The 23,336-nt window shown below is 69.0% G+C and carries 23 protein-coding genes; 19 read left to right on the top strand and 4 right to left on the bottom strand.

All coding sequences use genetic code 11. The features are described 5' to 3' along the window. Window positions 1-1,563, bottom strand: coding sequence for an NAD(P)/FAD-dependent oxidoreductase (locus tag AB0J95_RS24545; protein ID WP_364761977.1), 1,563 nt, complete (start codon window positions 1,561-1,563; stop codon window positions 1-3). Window positions 1,564-1,823: 260 nt separating this feature from the next. Between AB0J95_RS24545 and AB0J95_RS24540 the strand changes: the two genes are divergently transcribed. Genes AB0J95_RS24540 through AB0J95_RS24530 form a run of 3 tightly spaced genes read left to right on the top strand, consistent with a single transcriptional unit; the run spans window position 1,824 to window position 3,832 of the window. After that, window positions 1,824-2,084, top strand: coding sequence for a hypothetical protein (locus AB0J95_RS24540; RefSeq protein ID WP_364761974.1), 261 nt, complete (start codon window positions 1,824-1,826; stop codon window positions 2,082-2,084). 6 nt (window positions 2,085-2,090) lie between these two features. Then, a complete protein-coding gene (locus AB0J95_RS24535) occupies window positions 2,091-3,077 on the top strand; it encodes a ketoacyl-ACP synthase III (protein WP_364761971.1) in 987 nt (328 codons plus the stop codon). After that, window positions 3,074-3,832: a 3-oxoacyl-ACP reductase family protein gene (locus tag AB0J95_RS24530; protein ID WP_364761968.1), complete on the top strand. Its 759-nt coding sequence runs from the start codon at window positions 3,074-3,076 to the stop codon at window positions 3,830-3,832. The genes AB0J95_RS24535 and AB0J95_RS24530 overlap by 4 nt, the downstream gene beginning before the upstream one ends. A 231-nt stretch (window positions 3,833-4,063) precedes the next feature. Here the strand turns inward: AB0J95_RS24530 and AB0J95_RS24525 are convergent, their stop codons facing one another. Continuing rightward, window positions 4,064-7,405: an AAA family ATPase gene (locus tag AB0J95_RS24525; RefSeq protein ID WP_364761965.1), complete on the bottom strand. Its 3,342-nt coding sequence runs from the start codon at window positions 7,403-7,405 to the stop codon at window positions 4,064-4,066. A 260-nt stretch (window positions 7,406-7,665) separates the two neighbouring features. Here AB0J95_RS24525 and AB0J95_RS24520 point away from each other — a divergent pair, with 260 nt between their 5' ends. The 14 genes from AB0J95_RS24520 to AB0J95_RS24455 all read left to right on the top strand — a co-directional run bounded on the left by AB0J95_RS24520 (window position 7,666) and on the right by AB0J95_RS24455 (window position 19,735). After that, on the top strand, window positions 7,666-8,823 hold the full coding sequence (locus AB0J95_RS24520) for an aminotransferase class I/II-fold pyridoxal phosphate-dependent enzyme (RefSeq protein ID WP_364761962.1): 1,158 nt from the start codon (window positions 7,666-7,668) through the stop codon (window positions 8,821-8,823). A 12-nt stretch (window positions 8,824-8,835) separates the two neighbouring features. Then, window positions 8,836-10,056, top strand: a complete 1,221-nt coding sequence (locus AB0J95_RS24515) for a beta-ketoacyl-[acyl-carrier-protein] synthase family protein (protein ID WP_364761959.1) — start codon at window positions 8,836-8,838, stop codon at window positions 10,054-10,056. Further along, complete coding sequence (locus AB0J95_RS24510) at window positions 10,053-10,853, top strand: MaoC/PaaZ C-terminal domain-containing protein (RefSeq protein WP_364761956.1); 801 nt, start codon at window positions 10,053-10,055, stop codon at window positions 10,851-10,853. Before AB0J95_RS24515 ends, AB0J95_RS24510 begins: the two co-directional genes overlap by 4 nt. Further along, window positions 10,850-12,310 carry an AMP-binding protein gene (locus tag AB0J95_RS24505; protein WP_364761953.1) on the top strand — a complete coding sequence of 487 codons (1,461 nt, stop codon included), beginning with the start codon at window positions 10,850-10,852 and terminating at the stop codon, window positions 12,308-12,310. The genes AB0J95_RS24510 and AB0J95_RS24505 overlap by 4 nt, the downstream gene beginning before the upstream one ends. A 12-nt stretch (window positions 12,311-12,322) precedes the next feature. Further along, a complete protein-coding gene (locus tag AB0J95_RS24500; RefSeq protein WP_364761950.1) occupies window positions 12,323-12,586 on the top strand; it encodes a phosphopantetheine-binding protein in 264 nt (87 codons plus the stop codon). 5 nt (window positions 12,587-12,591) lie between these two features. Further along, on the top strand, window positions 12,592-13,659 hold the full coding sequence (locus tag AB0J95_RS24495; protein WP_364761948.1) for a hypothetical protein: 1,068 nt from the start codon (window positions 12,592-12,594) through the stop codon (window positions 13,657-13,659). Next, complete coding sequence (trpA, locus tag AB0J95_RS24490; protein ID WP_364761945.1) at window positions 13,652-14,464, top strand: tryptophan synthase subunit alpha; 813 nt, start codon at window positions 13,652-13,654, stop codon at window positions 14,462-14,464. Before AB0J95_RS24495 ends, trpA begins: the two co-directional genes overlap by 8 nt. 53 nt (window positions 14,465-14,517) lie before the next feature. Further along, window positions 14,518-14,892, top strand: a complete 375-nt coding sequence (locus AB0J95_RS24485; protein ID WP_364761942.1) for an ectoine synthase — start codon at window positions 14,518-14,520, stop codon at window positions 14,890-14,892. Between the two features lie 81 nt (window positions 14,893-14,973). After that, complete coding sequence (locus AB0J95_RS24480) at window positions 14,974-16,113, top strand: acyl-CoA dehydrogenase family protein (RefSeq protein WP_364761939.1); 1,140 nt, start codon at window positions 14,974-14,976, stop codon at window positions 16,111-16,113. Then, on the top strand, window positions 16,113-16,820 hold the full coding sequence (locus tag AB0J95_RS24475) for a hypothetical protein (RefSeq protein ID WP_364761936.1): 708 nt from the start codon (window positions 16,113-16,115) through the stop codon (window positions 16,818-16,820). Before AB0J95_RS24480 ends, AB0J95_RS24475 begins: the two co-directional genes overlap by 1 nt. Then, the gene (locus AB0J95_RS24470; RefSeq protein ID WP_364761933.1) at window positions 16,820-17,515 is read left to right on the top strand and encodes a hypothetical protein; all 696 of its coding nucleotides are present in this window, start codon (window positions 16,820-16,822) and stop codon (window positions 17,513-17,515) included. Before AB0J95_RS24475 ends, AB0J95_RS24470 begins: the two co-directional genes overlap by 1 nt. Before the next feature lie 138 nt (window positions 17,516-17,653). Continuing rightward, window positions 17,654-18,472, top strand: coding sequence for an NmrA family transcriptional regulator (locus AB0J95_RS24465; RefSeq protein ID WP_364761930.1), 819 nt, complete (start codon window positions 17,654-17,656; stop codon window positions 18,470-18,472). Then, entirely contained in the window at window positions 18,469-19,143 is a 675-nt protein-coding gene (locus AB0J95_RS24460) for a hemerythrin domain-containing protein (protein ID WP_364761927.1), read from the top strand. The genes AB0J95_RS24465 and AB0J95_RS24460 overlap by 4 nt, the downstream gene beginning before the upstream one ends. 31 nt (window positions 19,144-19,174) lie before the next feature. Further along, window positions 19,175-19,735: a DUF1772 domain-containing protein gene (locus AB0J95_RS24455; RefSeq protein WP_364761924.1), complete on the top strand. Its 561-nt coding sequence runs from the start codon at window positions 19,175-19,177 to the stop codon at window positions 19,733-19,735. Between the two features lie 2 nt (window positions 19,736-19,737). On the opposite strand, the gene AB0J95_RS24450 is transcribed toward AB0J95_RS24455, so the two are convergent. Next, window positions 19,738-20,691 carry an AraC family transcriptional regulator gene (locus AB0J95_RS24450; protein WP_364762157.1) on the bottom strand — a complete coding sequence of 318 codons (954 nt, stop codon included), beginning with the start codon at window positions 20,689-20,691 and terminating at the stop codon, window positions 19,738-19,740. 128 nt (window positions 20,692-20,819) lie between these two features. Between AB0J95_RS24450 and AB0J95_RS24445 the strand changes: the two genes are divergently transcribed. Further along, window positions 20,820-21,308 (top strand): DUF1772 domain-containing protein, encoded by a 489-nt coding sequence (locus AB0J95_RS24445; RefSeq protein ID WP_364761921.1) that lies wholly within the window; start codon window positions 20,820-20,822, stop codon window positions 21,306-21,308. A 40-nt stretch (window positions 21,309-21,348) separates the two neighbouring features. On the opposite strand, the gene AB0J95_RS24440 is transcribed toward AB0J95_RS24445, so the two are convergent. Further along, a complete protein-coding gene (locus AB0J95_RS24440) occupies window positions 21,349-22,272 on the bottom strand; it encodes a DJ-1/PfpI family protein (RefSeq protein WP_364761918.1) in 924 nt (307 codons plus the stop codon). Between the two features lie 104 nt (window positions 22,273-22,376). Here AB0J95_RS24440 and AB0J95_RS24435 point away from each other — a divergent pair, with 104 nt between their 5' ends. Continuing rightward, window positions 22,377-23,300 carry an NAD-dependent epimerase/dehydratase family protein gene (locus AB0J95_RS24435; RefSeq protein ID WP_364761915.1) on the top strand — a complete coding sequence of 308 codons (924 nt, stop codon included), beginning with the start codon at window positions 22,377-22,379 and terminating at the stop codon, window positions 23,298-23,300. Window positions 23,301-23,336: the final 36 nt, after the last annotated feature.

Below are 23,336 nucleotides of genomic sequence, written 5' to 3'. Positions count from 1 at the left end.
TCACGCCTGGACGTTCGCGTGCTTCTCCGCACCGGCCGAGGTGGCCACCTGGTACGCCTGCACGTCGAACTTCTTCGTTCCCTTTTCGAAAGTGCTGACCTTCGCCGGCCAGAGGGACGGGTTGCGCCCGGTCGAGTCGACGTACCAGCTGTTGCACGTCTGCGGGTCCCAAGCGGTCCCCACCAGGTTCTTCTCGATCACGGCGTTGTAGGCCTCGACGGCCTCCGGCTGGACCTCGACGCTGGCCAGGCCGCGCTTGTTGATCGTCTTGACGGCCTCGACGACGTAGTTCACCTGGGCCTCGATCATCAGGCTCTGCGAGGAGTGGCCCAGCGTGGTGTTCGGGCCCAGCATCAGGAACAGGTTCGGGAAGCCGGGCACGGTGGACCCGCGGAAGGCCTTCATGCCACCGGCGTCCCAGTGCTCCTCGAGCGTGACGCCGCCGGCACCGGTGAGCTGCGCGGCGATCGGCCGCTTGGTGGCCAGGAAGCCGGTGCCCAGGATGATCGCGTCAACCTCGCGCTCCTTGCCGTCGGAGCCGACGATCCCGTTCGCGGTCACCTTGGTGATCTCACCGTCGATGATGCTCACGTTGTCCGACTGGATCGCCGGGTACCAGTTGTTCGAGAAGAGCAGTCGCTTGCACGCCACCGCGAAGTTCGGGGTCAGCCGAGCCCGCAGTGACTCGTCGGGGACACTCTTGGCCAGGTGCTTGAGCGCCTGCGCACCCACCGCCTTCTCGGCCAGCGCCGGGCGCGAGAACAGGAACATCAGGATCTCCCGGCCGTGCTTGTTGAAGCCCCGGCGGAAGGCACGGTATCCGGGGAAGTTCTTCAGGGCCCACCCGTGCAGACCCTTATTGGCCTTGACCGGCTTGGGCATGATCCACGGCGCGGTGCGCTGGTAGAGGTCCATGTGCCCGACCTCGGGCTGGATCGCCGGGACGAACTGGATCGCCGAGGCGCCGGTGCCGATGACGGCGACCTTGCGGCCCTTGAGGTCGTAGTCGTGGTCCCACTTGGACGAGTGCATGACCTTGCCCTGGAAGTCCGCGAAGCCAGGGACATCCGGCAGCTTGGGGTCGGAAAGGTAGCCGGTGCCCGCGACCAGGACCTGCGCGGTGTAGTTGCCCTGCGAGGTCTGGATGTTCCAGCGGCGCAGCTTCTCGTCCCACTGCGCGCCGAGCACCTCGTGGTGGAACTTCACGTGCCGGCGCACGCCGTAGCGGTCGGCGATCTCCACCAGGTAGTCGAAAAGCTCCTGACGCGTGGCGAAGTTGGCGCCCCAGTCGGACTTCTGGGCGAACGAGTAGACGTACAGCAGCGACATCACGTCGCAGGCGGCGCCGGGGTAGGTGTTGTCCCGCCAGGTGCCGCCGACCTCGCCCGCGCGTTCCAGCAGCACGAAGTCGTTGACCTTGGCCTTCTTGAGCTTGATCGCGACCCCGATGCCGGACATCCCGGTGCCGATGATCGCGACCTGCACGTGCGGAGTCGGCTGCCCGCCGGTGACGGTGCCGACCTTCGTCCTGTTGTTGATCTCGTCGTTGACGGTGCTCGTCACGGCGTGCCTCCTGTTGGGCGCGGAGATTTCGTGACGAGCAAAACCCGTGCCCTGCAAGAGCGGCGCAACATGCGTTTGGACGGCCCCGCGAACCCGGTGCCACAGCACGTGTTCACTCATTATGCCCCGCGCGGCGCCGGGCGGAACGCTGTTGGCGGCTTGCGCACTCGTTGCGCGCCAGGCTGTTCACTGCTTGCCAGAACGGCAGCCCTGGGACTCGTGAACCGCGGAGCCCGGAGCATTCGAGAGGAGCAAGGCAAATGGAACTGCCCACTGTCGAGGAGCTGGCAGAGCAGCTGCAGGCCGTGTCGGGTGCCGCTGAGGTCGATGTCGACGCTGCTCTCCAGCAGATCTCGGACATCGACTCGCTGGACCTGATGGAGTGGCTGTACGGCTTCCAGAACAAATACCCGCACATCCCCGCCGACGAGTCGCTGTTCAGCGACATCGACGACGCCACCACGTTGCGTACGGTGCACGCGAAGCTCGTCGCGCTGGCCGCGCAGCCGACCGAAGCGTAACCGGCCGTGAACGGCTTCGACATCACCGGGTGGGGCATCGCCGTACCCGAGCGCGTTGTCACCTCCCCTGAGCTCGCGGAGCAGTTCGGCATCGACGAGGACTGGATCGTCAGCCGGTGCGGCATCCACGAGCGCAGGCGGATCGAACCGGGCCAGTCGACCGCCACTCTGGCCATCGAGGCTGGCCGGAAGGCGCTCGAGAAGGCCGGGCTGCGCGGCAGCGACATCGCCCACCTCATCGTGGCGACGGCGACGCCGGAACAGCTCTCTCCCGCCACGTCCGCGTTCGTGCACCACGGCCTCGGCATCGAGGGCAGCGCGCACGACGTGAACGCGGAGTGCTCAGGGTGGATCTACGGCCTCATCTTCGCCTCGGCGATGATGAAGATCGACCCGAGGCCGATCCTGATCGTCGGCGCGGACACGCACTCCACGCAGCTCAACCCGGTCGACCGGGACCTGGGCATCCTCGTTGGCGATGGCGCCGGTGCGGTCGTGATCGAGCCCAGCGCCAACGAGTGGATGCTCTCCTGGAACCTCGGCGCGGACGGTTCGCGCCAGGACAGCTTGCGCGTCAAGGCAGGCGGTAGCCGCATGCCGACCACGGCGACCAGTTTCCAGGAAGGGCTGCACTACTCGGAGATCAAGGGGAACGAGATCTACCTCAACGCGGTCCGCTTCACCGTCCGCTCGGTGCGTGCCACGCTCGAGCAGGCGAAGTTCACCGCGGACGACGTGGACCACTTCGTTCCGCACCAGGCAAACATTCGGATCATCAACTCGATCCTCGAGCACACCGGCCTCAAGCCGGAGCGGCTGGTCACCAACCTGTACAAGTACGGCAACACCGCGTCCGCGTCCATGCCCATCGCACTGGCCGAGGCGCTGGACGAGGGCCGGTTCAAGGATGGCGAGCTGGTGCTGCTTGCCGGCTTCGGCGCCGGCATGACCTGGGGATCGACCCTTCTTCGATGGGGCGGTGTGTCGGCATGAGCCGGAAGCAGTTTGTGGATGTGGCCCGCCCGGACTCGCCGGTCGCGTTGGTGACCGGCGCCTCCGGCGGGCTGGGCCAGGCGCTGGCCATCGAGCTGGACGCGCTGGGGTGCCGGGTCGCCGTGCACTACAACAGTTCCCGCGAGCGGGCCCAGGCCGTCGCGGACAAGCTCGAGAACGACTCCATCGTGGTGACCGGTGACGTCGCCTCGTGGGACGAAGTCAACAAGATGTACAAGGAGATCTCCGAGGGTCTCGGCCCGATCGACGTCCTGGTCAACAACGGCGGCATCCGCAAGGACTCGCTGATGGCCATGCAGAACCCGGACGACTGGCGCTCGGTCATCGAGACCAACCTGATCGGGACGTTCCACACCTCGCGGGTCGCGGTTGGACACATGCTGCGCAAGCGGTGGGGCCGGATCGTCAACGTCGTGTCCCCGTCCGGCCTGATCGCCTCCGCGGGCCAGACGGCGTACTCGGCCTCCAAGGCCGGCATCATCGGGTTCACCCGGACCCTGGCCGCCGAGTGCGGCCGGCGCGGGGTCACGGTGAACGCGCTGTCGCCGGGGTTCATGGTCACCACCATGACCAAGGACCTGTCCGACGGTGTGATGGACTCCATCCGGGAGAAGTCGCCGATCCCGCGGTTCGGCACCCCGGAGGAGGTCGCCCGCTCGATGGCCCTGTTCCTGGAGTGCGACTTCACCACGGGTCAGGTCATCAGCGTCGACGGTGGTGTGTCGATCACGTGAGTGCGCACCCCAAGGCGGCCAGACTCAACGCCGAGTCTGGCCGCCTTGCCATATCCCGCGCGTGTCCCACACTCACGGGGGCCGTGTCCCACGTTCGTGGACCCCGAGTTCCTCTTTCGCGGAAACGCGACGGAGAATTCGGGGTCCGCCAATGGGGAACACGGCCCCCGCGAATGTGGGACACGCGCAAAAGCCCCCTCACGGGGAGGGAATTACCCGTGAGGGGGCCGGTTACGCTGACTGGGGCTGGAGGTCGAGGCTGGCGAGTGTCCAGTTCGCCTCTGCCCGCAGGGTCTCCGCTCGCCTTCGGTCCCCTGCGCGTCCTCTGGCCTCCAATGCCTGTGCCAGCGCCAGTTGAGCCAGTGCCATCCATGGTCGTGCCTGCCGGAGGGCGAGGCCCGTCAACGCCGCGGTGAGGTGGCGTTCGGCGTCGTCCCAGTCTCCAACGATAACCGCGAGGCGGCCGAGATGGAATGACGCGGGCCCGACGAAGCTGCGGTAGCCCACTCCACAGTTGAGCTCCGCGTACGGTTCGAGCAGGCCGCGTAACGCCTCGGCGGTGGCCGGGTCGCCGAGCTCCACCCCGCCGAGGGCCAGCAGGCCCACGATGTGCGGCCATTCGTCGCCGGAGGGCAACGGTTCGACGCCGGTGGCCAGAGCGCGCACGGTGAGGTGCGGCAGGCCCCGGTCACCGCCGACAAGGGCCACAAGGGACCGTTCGGCGGCCTCGTACGTGCTGGAGAACCGGGTGTCCGAGGCGGGCCAGGAGCTGCGGCGCAACCAGCCGGCCACGATCATCTGGCGGGCGGCCAAGGTTCCCGGCACGGGCGCGATCCGGTGGTCGGTGTCGTCCGGAACCCGGTGCACCCGTTGGGTTATCGCGGCGGCGTCGGTGAAACGCCCTTCGGTGACGGCCAAAGCCACCGTGTGGTCACGGCGCAGTGCCGCACCGAAGTGGTCGCCCTCGGCCGCGTCGATCGCCGCTTGGAGGTCCGCAACGGCGTTCGCGCTGAGGATGTGGTCGCCGCCGATCTCCGCGGCCATGGCCCGGTGGTGCGTCGCGACGATCTGGAAGTACTTGTCGTCCACCGCGGCCGCGAGGGCCCGCATCTCCGCGGCGAGGTCCATCCGCCGCTTGATGTCCTTGGGGCCCTCCAGGAGTTGCAGCTCCCGGGTCATCGCCGTCAGGGCGTCGGTCGCCTGCGTTCCGCTGCCGACCGAACCGCCCAACTGCGACTGTCGCGCGAGCAACCGTCCAACTGTGACGTCGTCGACGGCGCTCACCCCACGCGAGGAGGGGTCCACCAGGATGGAGATCAACGCGGTGGCCTCGCTTCGCAGGCCCGGCCGGCTCATCACCACGTCGGCGAGCCCCAAAGCGGCCTGTGCGGCCATGTTCAGCCGGCCGTTGTGCAAAGCCTGGATCGCCCCATCGAGAAGCGTCTGCTCGCAGTCGCTGTGACCGGCCGCCAGCTGCGCCAAACCCAGGTGCGTCAACGCTTCGGCACGCAGCTCGTGGTCGGCCGCGGGAACGTGCTGCAAAGCCTGGCGGTGCAAGTGAACCGCCTCGTTCGGCGCCCCGTCCTGAGACGCGCGAGCAGCAGCACGCCACCCCCACCGCACGGCCCGCTGATCGCCGTGCGGGACGGCCCCAGCGGCGCGGTGGTGCGCCATCGTCCGGCTGTAGCGGCCAAGTTCCCCGGCACGACGCAACTCGATCGCGTCGGCGAGGCGGGTGTGCAGCCAGCGCTGACGAGCCGCGCTCGCCTGCTGGTAGATGGCTCGCCGCACGATGTCGTGCACGAACCGGAACTCGTGCTCCGTCTCGACCAGCAACCCGTCGGTGACAAGCACATCGAGCGCCTCGACCGACGAATCGGTCGAGATCTCAGCGGCTTCGGCGACCAGGTCGAGCTCGAACGAAGGCCCGGCAGCGGCGGCAGTACGCAACAGTTGCCTAGCGCAAGGATCCAACGCGGCCAGCCGGGTACTGACGTACTCGACGATCCCCGAGGGAATCGCGGGCCGCGAGGTGTCACCGTGCCAGCGCAGCAACTCCAGCAGCAGGAACGTGTTCCCCGCGGTGTCCGCCACGAGCTGGTGCGGCGCGGGAACGGAAGCGGTCTCCGGCAGCACACGGCGGATCAACGCCCGCACGTCGGCCTCGTCCAGGCCCGCCAGCGGGATCCGGCGCAGCCAGCCCTCGCGGTCCACGTCGTGCACGGCGGCGGCGAACGCGTCCGGCCGGCGCCCGGCGGTCGCGGCGATCATCAGCGAGGCCCCGTGCCGCCTCCGGTAGATCTGCCGCAACATCACCAAAGTGTCGTCATCGGCCAGGTCGAGGTCGTCCAGGACGACGAAGACCGGCTGGTCCTTGGCCACCTTGACGAGCAACTCGGTCAGCGCCAGCAGGAGTTCGGCGCGCTTCGAGGAACCCAGGTCGTCCAACGGTTCCCGCGCGGCCAGCAACGAGCTCACGGTCTCCTGCGCGGCCCGGCTGAGCTCCGGCATGGAGTCCTCCGGGGTCGCGGCGACGTAACCGCCCAGGGCCTCGACGAAGGGCTGGCACGGCACGGTCGACCCGTTGTCCGCGCGCCCGTACATCACGATCCCGCCCGCCACGCTGATCCGCCGCGCGGCCTCGGTCACCAGCCGCGTCTTGCCGATCCCGGGCTCGCCGGTGACCAGGACCAGGTGCCCGGCGCCGTCCTCGACTTGCGCCCAGGTTGCGGCCAGCCGGGCCAGCTCTTGCCGTCGGCCTGCAAAGGGAACAGCGGTGGTCCCGCCCGGGCGGGTCTTCGACGAACGCGGCCGGCTCGGCGCCGCGACCGGGCTGCCGAGCAGCTCGGCGTACGCGGCCTGGGTCTCCGGGGCGGGGTCGATGCCCAGCTCCTCGGCCAGCATCCGGCGCAGTTCGTGGTACGACCGCAGCGCCTCGGCCCGGTTGCCCGCGGCCACGTGCGCGGTCATCCGGCAGCGGTGCGCGCTCTCGCGCAGCGGCGCCCGCCGGACGGCTTCGTCGGCGAACCTCAGCGCGTTGCGTTCGTCGTTCAAGGCGGAGGCGGCCAGGCTCGCGGTCTCCAAAGCCGAGACCAGCAGCTCGCCCAGCCGCTCTCTAACACTGTTAGGCCACTCGCCCTCGTGGTCCGGCATGAACGGCCGTTCCAGCACGGTCACCGCGGCCGCGGCCATTCGCTCGGCGTCCGCGAACTCCCCGGCGGTGAACGCCTCGGTCGCGTGCACCACGTCGACCTCGGCCTGCTCAACGTCGATGACCGCCCCCGCGGGCAGCCGCAGCAGGTAGCGCCCGCCCTGCGCCACGATCGGCGGAGCGGACGAGTTGTCGATCGCCACGAACCCGCGGACCCGGCTGACGACGCTGCGCAGCGCCGACGCCCAGGTGTCCGGCAGCCCCTCCGGCCAGACCGTGTCCGCCAGGTGGTCGCGACCCGTGCCCCCGGCACGTTCCAGCACCAGCCGGGCGAAGGCGACCTGCGCCTGCGCACTCGACAGGTGCCTCGGCGCGGCCCCGTCGCGCTCGATCGTCACGAGACCGGTGAGCCTGATCAGCACGCTGACCACCTCGACCCCTCAGTGAAACCGTCACGCCCAATCGGACGTTCGTATAAATACTACCTACAGCATCTCACACGTCCACCCCTGAAAAATTCATACCCCTGCCCCTTATGCCCAGGTGGCGCCCGGCTTCGCGTGTTGCGCCCGGCTTGCGGCGGCTCCCGTAGAACTTGCCCTGGACAGACGGGAGAGGTCACGTGAACGCAGCTGGAGGGTGGGACCGCATCGAGCCGAGGCTCGAGGCCATAGCCCGGCGTATGCGTTCCCTCGAGTGGGACGACAGCCGGCGGGCGAGCTTCGTGCCCTACGAGATGGAGCTCGAGAACCCATACGTCACGCTGGACGGTGAGCGCCTGCTGATGCTGTCCGGGTACAGCTACCTGGGCCTGAACGGGGACCACCGGGTCATCGACGCGGCCAGGACCGCGCTGGAGCACTACGGCACCGGCAACCACGGGGTGCGGGCGCTGGCGGGCACGATCCCGCTGCACGAGGAGCTCGAGGAGGAGATCGCGGCGTTCGTCAGCCGCGACGCGGCCCTCGTGTTCAGCTCGGGCTACGCGGTCAACACCGGGGTGATCGGCAGCCTGGTCACCCCGGACGACACCCTGCTGGTGGACAAGTACGTGCACGCCAGCCTGATCGACGGCGCCAAGCTGTCCGGGGCCACGGTCAGCCGGTTCCGGCACAACGACCCGGAGCACCTGGAGCGGCGCCTCAAGGAGGCCAGTCCACACGGGATGCGCCTGGTCGTGGTGGACAGCGTGTACTCGATGGACGGCGACATCGCGCCGCTGCCCGCGATCCGCGAGGTCTGCGACCGCCATGGCGCGCTGATCATGGCGGACGAGGCGCATTCCCTGGGCGTGATCGGCAAGACCGGCCGGGGCATCGAGGAGCACTTCGGCCGCTACGACCTGGTCGACCTCAAGGTCGGCACGTTGTCCAAGGCCATACCGTCCATGGGCGGGTGGGCCGCGGGCTCGGAACGGCTCATGCGGTTCCTGAAGTTCCGTGCCCGCCCGTTCCTGTTCTCGGCCGCGCTGGGGCCCGCGCAAGCGGCGGCGGCCCTCGAAGCGCTGCGCATCCTGGACCTAGAACCCGGTCGCGTGACACACATCCAGCGGGAGTCGGCCAGGTTGCGCAGTGTCCTCGGGGAAGCCGGTCTCAACACCGGCTTCTCCGAGACAGCCATGATCCCGATCATCTGCGGATCGGACGCCGCCGCGTACGACTACGCGGCGGCCTGCCGGAAGGCCGGCGTGATCGGCCTGCCGGTGCTCTCCCCGGCCGTGCCCAACAACCTGGCGCGGCTGCGGATCGTCGTCACCGCCCGGCACACCAGCGCCGACATCGACATCGCGGCCAACGCGCTTCGCGTCGCCGCGTTCCAAACCCGCCTGATCGCGGCCTGACCTGGAGCGAATATGTCTGTCGTCATCACCGGAATGGGAGTGGTCTCGCCAGCGGGCTGCGCCTTGGACTCGTTCTGGAGCGTGCTGCGGGCCGGGAGGTCCACCGCCGCGCGGATCGAGGACATGGACCTGTCCAGGCACAAGGTCCAGATCGGCTGCCGGATCAAGGGGTTCGACGAGGTCGGCCTGCTGGCGGCCAAGGAGGCGCGCCGGCTGGACCCGTTCGCGCGCTACGGCGTGACCGCCGCGCTGGCCGCGTTCCAGGACGCCGGTTCGCCGACGCCCGACCCGGCCCGCGCCGCGATCGTGATCGGCAACGCGGTCGGCGGCCGGCGCACGAGTGACGACGAGACCCGCAAGTACTACGAGGGCGGGCCGGCCAAGGTCAACCCGCTGATGCCGTTGATCAACATGCCGAACGCGGCCGCCGCCGGGCTGTCGATGAAGCTGGGCTGGCACGGGCCCGCGCTGACCATCGCGTCCACTTGCGCCAGCGGGGCCGACTCGATCGGGTACGCCAAGATGCTGCTGCAGAGCGGCCAGGTGGACGTGGTCATCGCCGGTGGCGCCGAGTCGATCATGACCGAGGTGACGCTGGCCGCGTTCGGCAACCTCAACGCCGTCACGACCTCCCGCAACGAGACCCCCGAGATCGCGTGCCGTCCGTTCGACAAGGACCGGGACGGGTTCGTGATGGGCGAGGGCGCCGGATTCGTTGTGCTGGAACGAGCCGAGGACGCCCGCGCCCGGGGTGCCCGCCAGTACGCGGAGATCGCCGGGTACGCCTCCACCGCGGACGCGTTCCACCTGTCCATGCCGGACGAGCAGGGCGCCGGTGCGGTGGCCGCCATGCAGGGCGCGATCGCCAGCGCCGGTCTGTCTACTTCGGACATCGTGCACGTGAACGCGCACGGCACCTCCACGGTCGCCAACGACCGTGCGGAAGCCGTTGCGCTGCACAAGGTTTTCGGGCCGGACGGCCCGCCGGTGACCTCGTCCAAGAGCGTCATCGGGCACCTGATCGGAGCCGCCGGCTCGGTGGAGCTGATCGCCACGGTCATGGCCATGCGTGAGTCCGTGGTCCCCCCAACCGCAAACCATGAGCAGCTGGAGCCCGGGATGGAGATCGACGTCGTGCACGGCGCGCCCCGCAAGGTGGCCTCCGGCGCGGCGCTGTCGAACTCGTTCGGCTTCGGCGGCCACAACGCCTGTCTGGTGGTGACGCCGGTATGACCGAGCTGACAGCGAACGTAGTGCGAACCGTGACCGGGGAAGAGATCGCGGCCTACCGGGACGTGGTCCGGACCGGGCTCGCGCCCGCGACCGGCGCCTCGCCGTTGCACGCCTTCGTGGTCGCCTCGCCCGTGATCGACGAGTCGGTGAACCTGATCGGAGCGTCCACAGCGGACGGTTCCCCGGTCGGCCGGGTGCACCTCTCGCAGGAGATCACCGTGCACCGGCCGCTGCTGGCCTACGAGCCCGTGACGGTCGCTCTCGAGGTCGTCGGCGCTCGCAAGCTGGGCAAGGGCGTTCAGGTCGGGATGCGCACGAAGCTGCTGGCGGAGGACGGTTGCGAGCTGGCCGAGCTGGTCACCGGCGCGATGCTGGTCGGCGCGGTGACCCCGGAGACCTTCGGTGAGCTGCCGCCGTACCCCGGCAAGGGCAGCACCGCCGAGCCGCAGACGGTCACGCGTTCGATCGCCCGCGACACGGTGACTCGCTACGCGCACGCTTCCGGTGACCTCAACCCGATCCACCTCGACGACGTGGCCGCGAAAGAGGCCGGGTTCGCCGATGGCGTGATCTGCCACGGGATGAGCGTCCTCGGCGTGGTCGTGGAGGAGGTCGTCGACCGGTACGCCAACGGCGACGTCGAGGCGATCCGCGGCACTGGCGCCCGGTTCTCCTCGGCGGTCCTGCCCGGCACGCCACTCGACATCGTGTTGCAACAAGACGAGAAGTTCGTGCGCTTCAGCGTGAAGTCGCCGAGTGGTGTCGCTCTGAAGAGCGGCTGGGTGGAGCTGGCATGACCACGTCATTCCGCGAGAGTTTCCTCGCGCAGGTCAGTCGCAGGCCGGGAGCGCCCGCGCTGGTCTGGCACGGCGAGGTGACGACCTACGGCCAGCTGTACGAGCTGGCCGACAAGGCTCGCGCCCGGCTGGAGTGGCTGGACCTCAAGGACGGCGAGCCGGTCGGCCTGCTGGCCAAGAAGTCCCCCGAGGCGGTCGCCTTGGTGCTGGGGGCCTTCCTGGCCGGCCGGCGGTTCCTGCTGCCCTCTCCGGCGCTGGCCAACTCCTCGCTGACGAGCCTGTTCGCGCAGGCGAGCTGCCGTCATGTCGTTGTCCCCGAGGGTGTCGAGGAGTTCGTCCCGGACGCCGACGCCGATCGGACCGTGGTCCTGGCGACCGATGTGGACAGTGTCCATTTCATGCTCACCACGTCAGGGTCGACCGGGCTGCCGAAGATCGTTCCGTTGCCACAGCGCGGGATCGACAAGTTCGTCGAGTGGGCGGGCACGCAGTTCGACATCCGTCCCGGTAGGACGGTGCTGAACTACGCCCCGCTGAACTTCGACCTGTGCCTGCTGGACGTGTGGACCACGCTCGCACACGGCGGGCAGGTCGTGCTGGTGGACGCCGACTACGCGGCCAACGGCCGGTACCTGCTGGACCTGGTGGTCAAGCACGAGGTGAACGTCATCCAGGCGGTGCCGATGTTCTTCGGCCTGCTGCTGGACGTCGCCCGCCCGGACGAGGAACGGCTGTCCAGTGTGGACCGGGTGATGTTCACCGGGGACGCGATCCCCGACCGCACCCTGGCCGAGCTGCCCAGGCTGTTCCCGAACGCCCGGCTGCACAACATCTACGGCTGCACCGAGACCAACGACAGCTTCATGCACGACCTGGCCGTCGGTGAGACGCCGCCGGTGTCCATCGGCAAACCGTTGCCGGGCGTGCACACCCTGGTCCTGTCCGAGGACGGAACTGTCCTGGATGGACCGGGAACCGGCGAGCTGTACGTGTCCACGCCGTTCCAGGCGGCCGGGTACCTCGACCGCACGCGGCACACCGACAAGTTCGTGCCGCACCCCACCGGTCAGGACAGCCGGCCGTGGTTCCGGTCCGGCGACCTGGTCCGCCGCGAGGCCGACGGCCGCGTGTTCCTGATCGGCCGCAGCGACTTCCAGGTGAAGGTGCGCGGCGTGGCGATCAACACCGCCGAGGTCGAGCACGTGCTGCAGGAGCACCCGGCGGTGGTGGAGGCGGCGGTTGTCGCCGTGCCGGATCCCATCGCCGGCAAGAAGCTCGTCGCCGCGGTGTACCGGGCCCCGGACAGCAAGCTGAACAGCCTGACGCTGCGCCAGCACTGCGCACGACGTCTTCCGCAGGCGGCCATCCCGTCCACGCTGACCATTGTGGACACACCGCTGCCGAAGACCTCCACCGGGAAAGTCGACCGTAACCAGGTCGAGAGTTTGAAGAAGTAAGGGAAGGACGTCATGAGCAACGCAGATGTCATCAAGAAGTTCGTGATCGACGAGTTCCTGCCGGACGTCAGCGCGAGTGAGCTGGCGGCCGACTACGACCTGCTGGCCGACGGCGTGATCGACAGCCTGGGCCTGCTGAAGCTGATCGCCTGGGTCGAGGACCACTTCCAGCTGGCCGTGCACGACACCGACCTGGACCCGAACAACTTCCGCAGCGTCGCGGCGATCGACACCTTCGTGGCCGAGCACCAGAACGAGAAGGTCGCTGGGAGCTGAGCAGGATGCACCCCGCGGTAGCAGCGCTCCTGGACCAGCGGTCCGCGATCGAGCAGGAGACCTGGCGGTCATTCTGGGACCAGCTCGGCACCGGCGACCTCGACCGAGGTGAGGCCGTTGCCCTGCTGACCTCGTTGGCCACCAGGCTGCCCGATCACGACTCGCTGCGGAACATGCTGGCGTCGCTCAACGAGCGGCGTGAGCCGGTGACGGCGGACTGGCCGGGTTCGGTCAACATCGTCGGCACCGGCGGTGGGCCCAAGACCTTCAACATCTCCACGGCGTCGGCCTTCGTGGCCGCGGCCATGGGGGTCAAGGTGGTCAAGACCGGTTCCCGGGCCTACACCAGCAGTGTCGGCTCGGTCGACCTGCTGGACCGGCTCGGGGTCACGCTGACCCGGTCCTACCGGCACACCGAGGACACCTTGGACCGTCACGGCATCGCCTTCGCCGGTCCGTTCGTCTACCCGGCCGAGCTGACCAGGCTGGCACGCAGCATCATGCCGATGAGCCTGAAGCCGTTCGGCCGGTTCCTCAACGCCTTCGGGCCGTTCCTGGCGGCGCTGCCGGTCTCGGCCCAGGTCACCGGTGTGTCGGTGCACGCCCCGCAGGCCGAGCTGCGGCGGCTGGCGGCGAGCATCACCGACCGCAGGATCTGGTTGTGCACCAACGACTCCGGTGCGGACGAGCTGCTCGGCTTCGCCGACAACGTGGTGTACACCAACGACGAGACCACCATGATCCGGGTGTGGGCCGGCCGGTTCACCTCCGACGCGGGCACCTTCGAGGACCTGGCCCCGGCCAAGGATCTCGACTCGGTGGTCGACCACTTCCTGTCCGTGGTGTCCGGCGAGGCCGGGGACATCGCCACCGACACGATCGCGCTCAACGCGGCCTCGCTGGCCGTGGCCACGGGCAGGATCGAGGACTGGCCGACGGCGATCGAGACCGCACGCCAGGCCATCCGCGGTGGGGCGGCCCGTGCCCTCGTCGACAGCATGCGTGCGCCCGCGCAACGCAAGTTGTCGATCGTGAAGAAAGCTGCCGGAGAGGATGTGGCTGTCAATGGCTGAGTTCTTCGACCAATCATCCGCCGCCGGTGAGCCTGGGTTGGCGTTGTTCCTCAACGCCGGTGACCCGCCGTTGGATGTGCTCACCGACCTCGTGCTGATGCTCGACGAGGTGGGCGTGGACTGCCTGGAACTGGCGGTGCCGTTCCCGGGCTCGGTCACCGACGGGCCGGTCATCCGGCGCTCGCACGACCGCGCCCTGGCGCTCGGCGTCGGCCTGGCCGAAGTTCTCGCCTTCATCGCCGACGTGCGGCCCCGGCTGCGCCGGCTGCGGATCGCGTTGCTCGCCGACTGGAGCTACTCGATCAAGAGCCGGCCGCTGGACGGGGTCGTCGCCGAGATCCAGCAGTCCGGCGCGGACGGCCTGCTGCTGCACGCGGTCCCGCCGCGGGTGCGCAAGGGGTACTACGAGGTCACCAAAGCCGTTGGCCTGCCCATCGTGACCACTTGCTACCACAAGGTCTCCACGCCTGAGGTGATGGCCGAGGCGGTCACGCACGCCTCGGCCTACCTCTACCTGGTCGCCCAGTACGGCCGCAGCGGCACCGCTCCGGCCGGGGGCTTCACCGAGCTGGCCGGGACGGTGAGCACGCTGCGGGAGGGCACGCGGGTGCCGATCGCGGTCGGGTTCGGGGTCAAGACGAGAGACGACGTCACCACGGTCGCCGGCCTGGGGGCCGACGCGGTGATCGTCGGCTCCGCGGGAGTGGCGCGGGTCGAGGAAGCCCTCGCGCACGGGCACGACGTGGTCGGTGAGTTCGAGGACTTCGTCCGCTCGGTCCATCCGGTGCAATCACCGACCCCCTGACGGGGGCCCGCCCCCACCACGCAAGGGTTTCTTGAGGCACAAGGGAGTTGACGATGATCATCCGCCACATCGACGACGTGAAGACCGTGGAGTGGGGCAACGGCCTGAGCCGCCGCTTCCTGCTGGAGTCCGACGGCATGGGCTACACCGTGACCGACACCCTGGTCCGGGCGGGCACCAAGTCGCACCTGGAGTACCGCAACCACCTCGAGGCCTGCTACTGCATCGAGGGGTCCGGCGAGGTGGTCGACATGGCAGGCAACTCCTTCCCGATCACCCCGGGCACGATCTACGCGCTGGACAAGCACGACCCGCACTACCTGATCGCGAGCCCGCACGAGGACCTGCGCCTGGTGTGCATGTTCACCCCGGCCCTGAGGGGCGACGAGGCCCACAACCTCGACTCGGACGAGTTCTCCGAGTACTGAGCGGAACCCCGCGGGTGTCCGGAGTGGACATCCGCGGGCATCCCCGGCAAGAGAAGGACATCGCCCCTAAGGCGGCTAGAGATGATCGATTGGAACGAAGACCAGATCGCGTTGCGCGAGGGCCTGGCCGCGTGGCACGAGGCCCTGTCGGCCGACCACGTCGAGAACGACATGGACGGCACCTTCTCCTGGGAGAAGTGGAAGCTGATCAAGGAGTCCGGCATCCTGTCCCTGCCCTTCGACGAGCGCTGGGGCGGGCTCGGCCAGGACCTGCTGACCACCATGTACGTGCTGGAGGGACTCGGCGAGGGCTGCCGCGACGGCGGGCTGTGCTTCTCGGTCACCACGAGCATCTGCAGCCTGGGCATCCCGTTGGAGCGCTTCGGTTCCGCGGCGCTCAAGGACCAGTACCTGCCGCTGATCACCTCCGGTGACGCGATCGGCGCGCACGCCATCTCCGAGCCGTCCGGCGGCAGCGCGGCGCTGCAAATGCGCACCAAGGCCGACCGGGCGGGCGACGAGTTCATCCTCAACGGCAGCAAGACGTTCGTGTCCAACGGGCCGATCGCGGACCTGTTCATGGTCTACGCCAGGACCCACCCGGACGGCGGACCCCTTGGCGTGACGGCGTTCCTGGTCGAACGCGACACGCCGGGCTTCGAGATCGGCAACCCGATCAAGAAGATGGGCCTGCGCACCTCGCCGCTGTCCGAGCTGTTCTTCGACGAGGTGCGGATCCCCGCCAACCGCGTCGTCGGCCGGGTCGGCGGCGGTTTCCTGGTGCTGGACCACGTGATGAAGCGCGAGATCCTGTTCTCGTTCATCGTCAACGTCGGCGAGATGCAGCACCGGCTGGACCGCTGCATCGACTACGCCACCAAGCGGACCCAGTTCGGCAAGCCGATCGGGACCTACCAGTCGATCGCCAACAAGATCGTGGACATGAAGATCCGGCTGGAGACCTCCCGCAAGTGGCTCTACGACACGGCCGAGCGGCTGCTGCGCGGCGAGAACGTCACCGCGGACATGGCCATCGCCAAGCTGCTGACCTCCGAGGCGAACCTCGCGTCCAGCCTCTCGGCGGTGCAGATCTTCGGCGGCAACGGGTACATGGCCGAGTACGGGCTGGAGAAGGACGTGCGCAACTCGGTGGCGGGCACGATCTACTCGGGCACCAACGAGATCCAGTACAACCGCATCGCATCCATGCTGGGGCTGTAATGACGAAGAACCGTGACCGCAAGCTGCTGAAGGTATGTGGGGCGACCACAAGGGACGATGTCGAGCTCTTGGCCGGCGCGGGGGCGGACCTGGTCGGCCTGTGGCACGGGGTTCCCGACGGGCCCTCGGAGGTGTCCATCGACACGGTGACCCAGCTGGCGCAGGCCGCGCGTGCGACCGGCCAGCTGGAGCCGATGCTGGTGACCTTCCTGTCCGACGTGGAGATCCTCCGGCAGATCGTCGAACGCACTGGCATCCAGTGGATCCAGCTGCACGCGTATCAGATGCCGGTGATGGTCAAGGCGTTGCGCCAGGCGGTGACCAGCGACCTGACCATCGTGAAGGTGCTGCACCTGCGGGCGGGCAAGTGCCTGGAACGCCCGCTGATCAAGGCCTACGAGGCGGCCGGCACGGACCTGTTCCTGCTGGACGTGGTGACCGACCAGGGCCAGATCGGCAGCACCGGCCAGCGGCTGCACCCGAAGGCGGTCGTCGAGCTGGTGCCCAGCTTCACCAAGCCGTTCCTGCTGGCCGGCGGGATCTCGGCGAACAACAGCGCCGACTACGCGGCCGTGGCCCAGCACCCGCTGTTCCAGGGCATCGACGTGGACACCGGTGCCCGTGACCAAAGTGGACGGTTCCAGGGCACGAACATCTCGGCGATCACCCGGGGCTGGCGCACCGCCCGGCATGTGGAGGTGGCGTGATGGGGTTCATCGACGCGCTGCTGGGCGCCGGGCGCCCGGTGATCATGGAGCTCAAGCGCCGGGATCCGAACGGCCACGACCTGTTCGGCGAGCGGACCATCCCCGAGATCGTGGCCGAGTACGAGGCCGCGGGCGCGCCCTGCCTGTCGGTGGTCACCGGCAGGTGGTTCGGCGGCTCGGACTCGATGCTGCACGAGGTCGCGCAGCTGACCGACCGGCCGATCCTGCAGAAGGACTTCATCACCCGACGTGACCAACTGGCGAAAGCTCGGCAGTTGGGCGCCTCGGCCGTGCTGCTGACCGCGGGCCTGCTGCCCCGCACCAGCATCCGCAACCTGGTCGAGGCCGCGCTCGACCTCGAACTGACCCCGTTCGTCGAGGTCACCGACGCCGGCGAGATCGACATGCTGCACCGCGCCGAGGAGTGCGTCGTCGCGGTGAACAACAAGAACATCAAGGACCGGGAACGCGACACCGGCGACCTCGACCGCAGCACCCGGCTGTTGCCCGCGCTCGCCGCCGCCGGGACGAAGTGCCCGGTCAGCGCCAGCGGGATCACCCAGCCCGCGGACGCCGCCCGGATCCTGGCCGCGGGCTACCGCGGCCTGCTGATCGGTACCGGGCTCTTACGCACCACCAGCCTGTCCAACTGGCTGGCGGATTTGGATCAACTCCGAGCCCCCAGGGCCTCGTGAGCTTTTCCGAAGTGGACCCCAGCTGGGCCGGACGGGTTCTCGACGTCCGGCCCACAACCATGCTCGCAAGACGCAGCCGTATGCAAGTGAGCCTGTCGACTATGGCTGGACGCTACGCCGAAAGGATTCACTAGTCCCATGACCGAGGACAGCATGACACTGGTGCTAGGTGGCACGGGCAAGACCGGCCGCCGGGTCGCCGCCCGGCTGCGCGCGCACAACCTGCCCATGCGGGTCGCCTCGCGGGGCGGCGAGGGCCGCTTCGACTGGGACGACGAGTCGACGTGGGGGCCCGTGCTCACCGGCGCCACCGGTGTGTACCTCGTGTACTACCCCGAGCTCGCTTTTCCCGGTGTGGCCGAGAAGATCGCCGAGTTCTCACAGCTCGCGGTGAGCTCGGGGGTGCGCCGGATCGTGCTGCTCGGCGGGCGGGGCGTGGAGCTGCTGGCCGGTCCCAGCGAGCGGGCGGTGCAGGACAGCGGTGCACAGTGGACGATCCTGCGCTGCAGCTGGTTCTCCCAGAACTTCAGCGAAGGGTTTCTGTTGCCGCCGATTCTCGGTGGGGTGGTGGAGCTACCGGCGGGGGACACGCCGGAACCGTTCCTGGACGCGGAGGACATCGCCGATGTGGCGTTCGCCGCGCTCACCGAGGACGGTCACCACGAGCGGATCTACGAGCTGTCCGGGCCCAAGCCGATGACCTTCGGCGACGCGGCCGCGGAGATCGCACGGGCCACCGGCCGAGAGATCGCGTACTCGCCGGTGACGTTCCCCGAGTACGCGAACCTGTTGCGGGAACAGGGACTTCCGCGGGCGCTGGTCGAGGTGTTCCGCACCGTCCTGGACGGCCGCAACTGCGAACCGGTCGACGGGGTCCAGCAGGCGCTGGGCCGCGAGCCACGAGTTTTCACAGACTACGCAACCAAAACAGCCGCCACGGGGGTGTGGACGCCATGACCGCCAACGAACAGATCCTGTCCAGTGAGAACGGAGTCCAAGGGCTGCCGGAGCACATCCGTGCGTTCGCCCTGATGCACGTGGCCATGCGCCGCGACGCCAAGCGCCTCGCGGCCGCCGCTCCCCACGTGACCCGGTCGACCGCGAGCGACGTCGGCGCCTGGTTCAAGGAACTGTTCGACATCATCGACTGGCACCACCGCACCGAGGACGAGGTGCTGTTCCCGGACGTGCGCCGGGCCGTGCCGAGCTTCGCCGCCAAGGAAAAGGCCCTTTCACACGACCACGAGGCCCTCGACCAGGCGATGGCCGAGGTGGCGGCGGCACTTTCACCCGGTGGGGATCTTGCCAAACTGCCCGCCGCTGCCGAAAAGTTCAAGACGATCCTGTTCGAACACCTCAGGCTCGAGGAGACGGTGGTGTTCCCGGTGTTCGTCAACGACCTCACGGTCCGGCAGTACGTGAGCATCGAGAACCGGTCGGTCAGCAGCGCACCGATGTCGTTGCGCTCGTTCCTCTACCCCTGGATGTACGACGGCGTCGACTGCCGGACGGCGTCCCGCGTGGCCGCCGCGGCGACCCCGCTGCCGTTCCGGCTGGTCGGTGACACCGTGCTGAAGATGCGTTACCAGCGGGCCATCGCGACTGTGGTCCGCCTCGCTTCCCGCTGAAATCCGTTCCGATATCAGGAAAGAGAGTCCGATGCTCGCACACCAGGGTAGCAACCAAGGCTCGGTCTCCCGGCCCCGCAACAGGGCCGCGGCACCGCTGCTGTGGGTCAGCACGCTGGCCATGGGCTGGATGGCGGGGTTCTTCTGGGCCTTCGCCGTGCTGGTCATGCCGGCGCTGACCAAGGTCGACGACCGGTCGTTCGTGTTCGCCATGCAGAACATCAACCGCGGCGTGCAGACCGGCGGCTTCGCGTTCGGTTTCTTCGGCGCCTTCCTGTTCTCCGGCGCGGCCGCGATCGTGTACAACAAGATGGGCCGCAAGGCCGCCGCCCGCTGGATCCTGGTCGCGGTGGTGCTCTACGTCGTCGCGCTGGCGATCACCTTCGGCGGCAACATCCCGTTGAACGACAAGCTCGAGGCGTTCGGCGACCCGGAGAAGATCACCGACTTCGCCGCCGCGCGGGCCGCGTTCGACGAGGGTTCGTGGGCCACGCTGAACTTCGTGCGCATGGTCGCGAGCTCGCTGGGCATGCTGGCGCTGGCCGCCGCGTTCCGCGAGTCCGGCCGCGCCGAGCGCGCGCAGATCGGGTGACGCTAGCCCATCACGGGAACGATCGGCGTGGGCCGTTGGGACGCACTGGTCCGGTGCTCCTGGGGGCTCACGCCGCGTACCCGTTTGAAGGCCGCGCTCAGCGCGAAAGCGCTGCCGTAGCCGACTTTCCGGGCGACCGCGCCGAGCGTGGCGCCAGGTTCCCGCAACAGGTCCGCGGCCAGGGCGATCCGCAGACCGGTGAGATAGGACATTGGCGGTTCACCCACAAGAGTGGTGAATCGCCGCGCCAGCGCGGTCCGGGAGACGCCGGTGGTGGTCGCCAGGCTCGCGACCGTCCACTGTTGCGCCGGATCCTCGTGCAGCAGCTTCAACGCCGCGCCGACGACCGGGTCCTGCTGCGCCTTGTACCAGGCGGGCGCGCCCGGGCTGCCCAGCCAGGACCGCAGGATCGTCACCAGCAGCAGGTCCAGGATCCGGTCCAGGACCAGCTCCTGCCCGGTGTCGTCCTTGCTGATCTCGTTGGCCAGCAAGGTGATCAGGGCGTTGTCCGGGCCGGCGCCGCGAACCAGCACCGGCGGCAGCGCGCTGAGCAGGCGCTGGCCGATCTCGCTGGTCATCGTGTACGTGCCGCTGAGCATCACCGTGCTGCCGCCGTCGCCCCATGTGCGGATCCCCAGGTTGCGCGGCGCCGCGATGCCCGGCCCGCTGAGCACCGTGCACACCTGGCCCTCGCCGATCACCACGTTGGGTTTGGTCTTGGGGTCGTCGGCGATGCTGTAGGGGTCGGGCCCGCGCAGGATCGCGACCTCACCTGGACGCAGTTGTGCGACAGACCCGACATCCGGGACAATCCAGGCATCGCCGTGAATCATCGTCACCAACGACAACGGCGCCCGGTCCTCGATGCGCAGGGACCAGGGCGGGTTCAGCACGGACCGCAGCAGGAACGCGCCACGCGCCCGCGGCCCGTCCACCAGACCCGTGAGGGTGTCCACAGTCAACGAGTCCACAGACCTAGACGATAACGCATGGTTCCGCGCTTCTGGGCCATGGACCGTCCAGCCATTTCGGACTTGAATCGGGTTCACACACAAAACGGATCGCTCAGGGAGGAATCGCCATCATGGATGTCGTCAGGGGAGCGCTACTGGTGATCTCGACGCTCGCCGTCGGGTTTCAGGCCGGGCTCTTCTACACGTTCGGGGTCTCCGTCATGCGCACCCTCAAGGGCGTGGACGACAAGACCTTCGTGAACGTCATGCAGCGCATCAACCGGGACATCCAGAACGCCGGGTTCGGCCTCACCTTCGCGGGCGGCCTGGTGTTCGGCGTGATCAGCCTCCTGCTCGTGCTCGGCAGCGGCGCCGCCGTGCTGGCGCCGGTGATCATCGGCGTGGTCCTCTACATCATCAGCCTCGGTATCACCTTCCGCGGCAACATCCCGATGAACATCCGCCTGGACCGGGCCGGGCACCCGGACAAGCTGTCGAACGAGGCGCTTTCCTCGGCCCGCAAGCAGTTCGAGGACCCCTGGACCCGTGCGAACGCCATCCGCATGCTGTTCGCCCTCGGTGCCGCGGCCGCCTTCTGCGTGGGCCTGATCGGCCTCTGAGACTTTCGCCGCGAAGGCCCGGGTCCGCCCGGGCCTTTGTCTATTGTGGACCCTGGAACGCGGTTCGGTAGGCGCTCGGCGTGCTGCCCACCCGGCGGATCATGTGCTGCCGCAACGAATCGGCGCTGCCCATCCCGCTGTGGTGGGCTACCAGGTCCATCGGCAGCGTGGTCGTCTCCAGCAGCTCGCGGGCCCGGTCGATCCGCCGGTGCAGCAGCCACTGCAACGGGCTCAGCCCGGTCTCGGCGTGGAACCGGCGGGTCAGCGTCCGCGCGCTGACCTTCGCGTGCGCGGCCAGGTCGGTCAGGGTGAGCTGCTGGTCGAGCCGCCGCAGCGCCCACTCCCGGGTGGCGGCGAGCGAGGTGCCGGTGACCGGCGGCAGTGGCGTCTCGACGACCTGCGGCTGGTCACCGGGCCGCGGCGGGGCGAGCACGGCCACCCTCCCGGCCTCGGCGGCCACCGCGGCGCCGTAGTCGGTCCGGATCATGTGCAGGCACAGCTCGATGCAGGCCCCGGCACCCGCGCTGGTCAGCACCGGCCCGTCGGCCACGTACAGCACGTCGGCCGCCACGGTGACCGCCGGGTGACGACGGGCGAGCTCATCGGTCAGGCCCCAATGCGTCGTGGCCCGGCGACCGTCCAGCACCCCGGCCTGCGCGAGCACGAAAGTTCCCGTGCAGATCGCCGCCAGCCGCTTGCCTTCGGCGGCCCGGATGGCGTGAAGGATGCGGGGATCGATGTCCTCGCGGGCACCACCGCCGATCACGATCACGGTGTCAGCGCTCGCGATGGCACCAAGATCGCGCTCGACGAGGACGTCCGGCCCGCCGACCGCCTCGATCCGGCCCGGCTCCACCGCGCACACGGTCAGCTCGTAACCCTCGATGCCGCCGAGGACCATCTGCGCGATCGCGAGGTCGAACGAGTACACCGGCGCGACCACGACGAACACGATCCGACGCATGGCCAGAACCTCCGCAACGTTGGCAATCGGGTCCCTGCCGCCGGACCGGCCCCGGCCGCACAGTGGGTCCCCTCGAAAGCGACAACTCTTCGCGGAGGAGAAACATGCCCTTCCACGTGATCGCCGGCCGCGGCGCCACCGCCCAGGCCACCGCCCGGCTGCTGACCGACGCCGGCGACCGGGTCCGGATGGTCAGCCGGAGCGGCGGCGGGCCGGACCACCCGCTGGTCGAGCGGATCGCCTTGGACGCCAACGACTCCGACCGGCTGACCGCGCTCACCGAGGGCGCGGCGACCCTGTTCAACTGCGCCATGCCCGCGTACCACACCTGGCCGCAAACGGTTCCGCCGTTGTACGGCTCGGTCCTGTCCGCCGCCGAACGAACCGGCGCGGTGTACGTGATGCTGGGGAACCTCTACGGGTACGGCCCCGCCGACGGTCCGCTCACCGAGGACCACCCGCTCGCGGCGACCGGTCCGAAGGGCGAGGTCCGGGCCCGGATGTGGCGGGAGGCCAAGGCGGCGCACGACGCGGGCCGGGTGCGAGCCACCGAGGTCCGCGCGGGCCAGTTCATCGGGGTGGGCGCAGTGTCGGTGTTCAGCCTGATGATCCAGCCCAAGGTGCTGGCCGGACAGCTGGCGCTCGTGCCCGCGAGCCTCGACGCGCCACACGCCTACACGTCGATCGAGGACGCCGCCCGGGCGCTGGTCGCGGTCGCGCGGGACGAGCGGAGTCCCGGCCAGGCCTGGCACGCGCCGGTGATCACCCATTCGGTCCGGGAAGTGGCGACGCGGCTGGCGGACCTGGCCGGGGCACCGGCTCCCCGTCTCGCGGAGATGTCCGACCGGGAACTGACCCTGCTGGGCCTGACCGATCCGTTCTGGAACGAACTGCACGAAACACAGCACATGTCGCACCGGCCGTTCGTCGTGGACTCGTCGAGGATCCAATCGGCGTTCGGCCTGACGGCCACCGCGCTGGACGAGGTCCTGCTACCCCTATCGAAACCCGCAGTCCAGACGAGTTGATGTTGCGGGCCTCTTGCGGGGCGCTGGCTACAAAGG

Origin of the sequence: Actinocrispum sp. NPDC049592 (assembly GCF_040675465.1) — a bacterium.
In the GTDB taxonomy this organism is placed as follows: Bacteria; Actinomycetota; Actinomycetes; order Mycobacteriales; family Pseudonocardiaceae; genus Kibdelosporangium.
The sequence above is the reverse complement of the archived record's forward strand: the minus strand, read 5'-3'. Positions and strand labels throughout refer to the sequence as shown.

Coding starts and splice junctions, on each gene's coding strand:
- AB0J95_RS24445 (WP_364761921.1), top strand. CDS start 20,820: ATGGATGTCGTCAGGGGAGCGCTACTGGTGATCTCGACGCTCGCCGTC.
- AB0J95_RS24515 (WP_364761959.1), top strand. CDS start 8,836: ATGTCTGTCGTCATCACCGGAATGGGAGTGGTCTCGCCAGCGGGCTGC.
- AB0J95_RS24435 (WP_364761915.1), top strand. CDS start 22,377: ATGCCCTTCCACGTGATCGCCGGCCGCGGCGCCACCGCCCAGGCCACC.
- trpA (WP_364761945.1), top strand. CDS start 13,652: ATGGCTGAGTTCTTCGACCAATCATCCGCCGCCGGTGAGCCTGGGTTG.
- AB0J95_RS24455 (WP_364761924.1), top strand. CDS start 19,175: ATGCTCGCACACCAGGGTAGCAACCAAGGCTCGGTCTCCCGGCCCCGC.
- AB0J95_RS24480 (WP_364761939.1), top strand. CDS start 14,974: ATGATCGATTGGAACGAAGACCAGATCGCGTTGCGCGAGGGCCTGGCC.
- AB0J95_RS24540 (WP_364761974.1), top strand. CDS start 1,824: ATGGAACTGCCCACTGTCGAGGAGCTGGCAGAGCAGCTGCAGGCCGTG.
- AB0J95_RS24475 (WP_364761936.1), top strand. CDS start 16,113: ATGACGAAGAACCGTGACCGCAAGCTGCTGAAGGTATGTGGGGCGACC.
- AB0J95_RS24530 (WP_364761968.1), top strand. CDS start 3,074: ATGAGCCGGAAGCAGTTTGTGGATGTGGCCCGCCCGGACTCGCCGGTC.
- AB0J95_RS24505 (WP_364761953.1), top strand. CDS start 10,850: ATGACCACGTCATTCCGCGAGAGTTTCCTCGCGCAGGTCAGTCGCAGG.
- AB0J95_RS24440 (WP_364761918.1), bottom strand. CDS start 22,272: ATGCGTCGGATCGTGTTCGTCGTGGTCGCGCCGGTGTACTCGTTCGAC.
- AB0J95_RS24500 (WP_364761950.1), top strand. CDS start 12,323: ATGAGCAACGCAGATGTCATCAAGAAGTTCGTGATCGACGAGTTCCTG.
- AB0J95_RS24485 (WP_364761942.1), top strand. CDS start 14,518: ATGATCATCCGCCACATCGACGACGTGAAGACCGTGGAGTGGGGCAAC.
- AB0J95_RS24495 (WP_364761948.1), top strand. CDS start 12,592: ATGCACCCCGCGGTAGCAGCGCTCCTGGACCAGCGGTCCGCGATCGAG.
- AB0J95_RS24520 (WP_364761962.1), top strand. CDS start 7,666: ATGCGTTCCCTCGAGTGGGACGACAGCCGGCGGGCGAGCTTCGTGCCC.
- AB0J95_RS24470 (WP_364761933.1), top strand. CDS start 16,820: ATGGGGTTCATCGACGCGCTGCTGGGCGCCGGGCGCCCGGTGATCATG.
- AB0J95_RS24465 (WP_364761930.1), top strand. CDS start 17,654: ATGACCGAGGACAGCATGACACTGGTGCTAGGTGGCACGGGCAAGACC.
- AB0J95_RS24460 (WP_364761927.1), top strand. CDS start 18,469: ATGACCGCCAACGAACAGATCCTGTCCAGTGAGAACGGAGTCCAAGGG.
- AB0J95_RS24510 (WP_364761956.1), top strand. CDS start 10,053: ATGACCGAGCTGACAGCGAACGTAGTGCGAACCGTGACCGGGGAAGAG.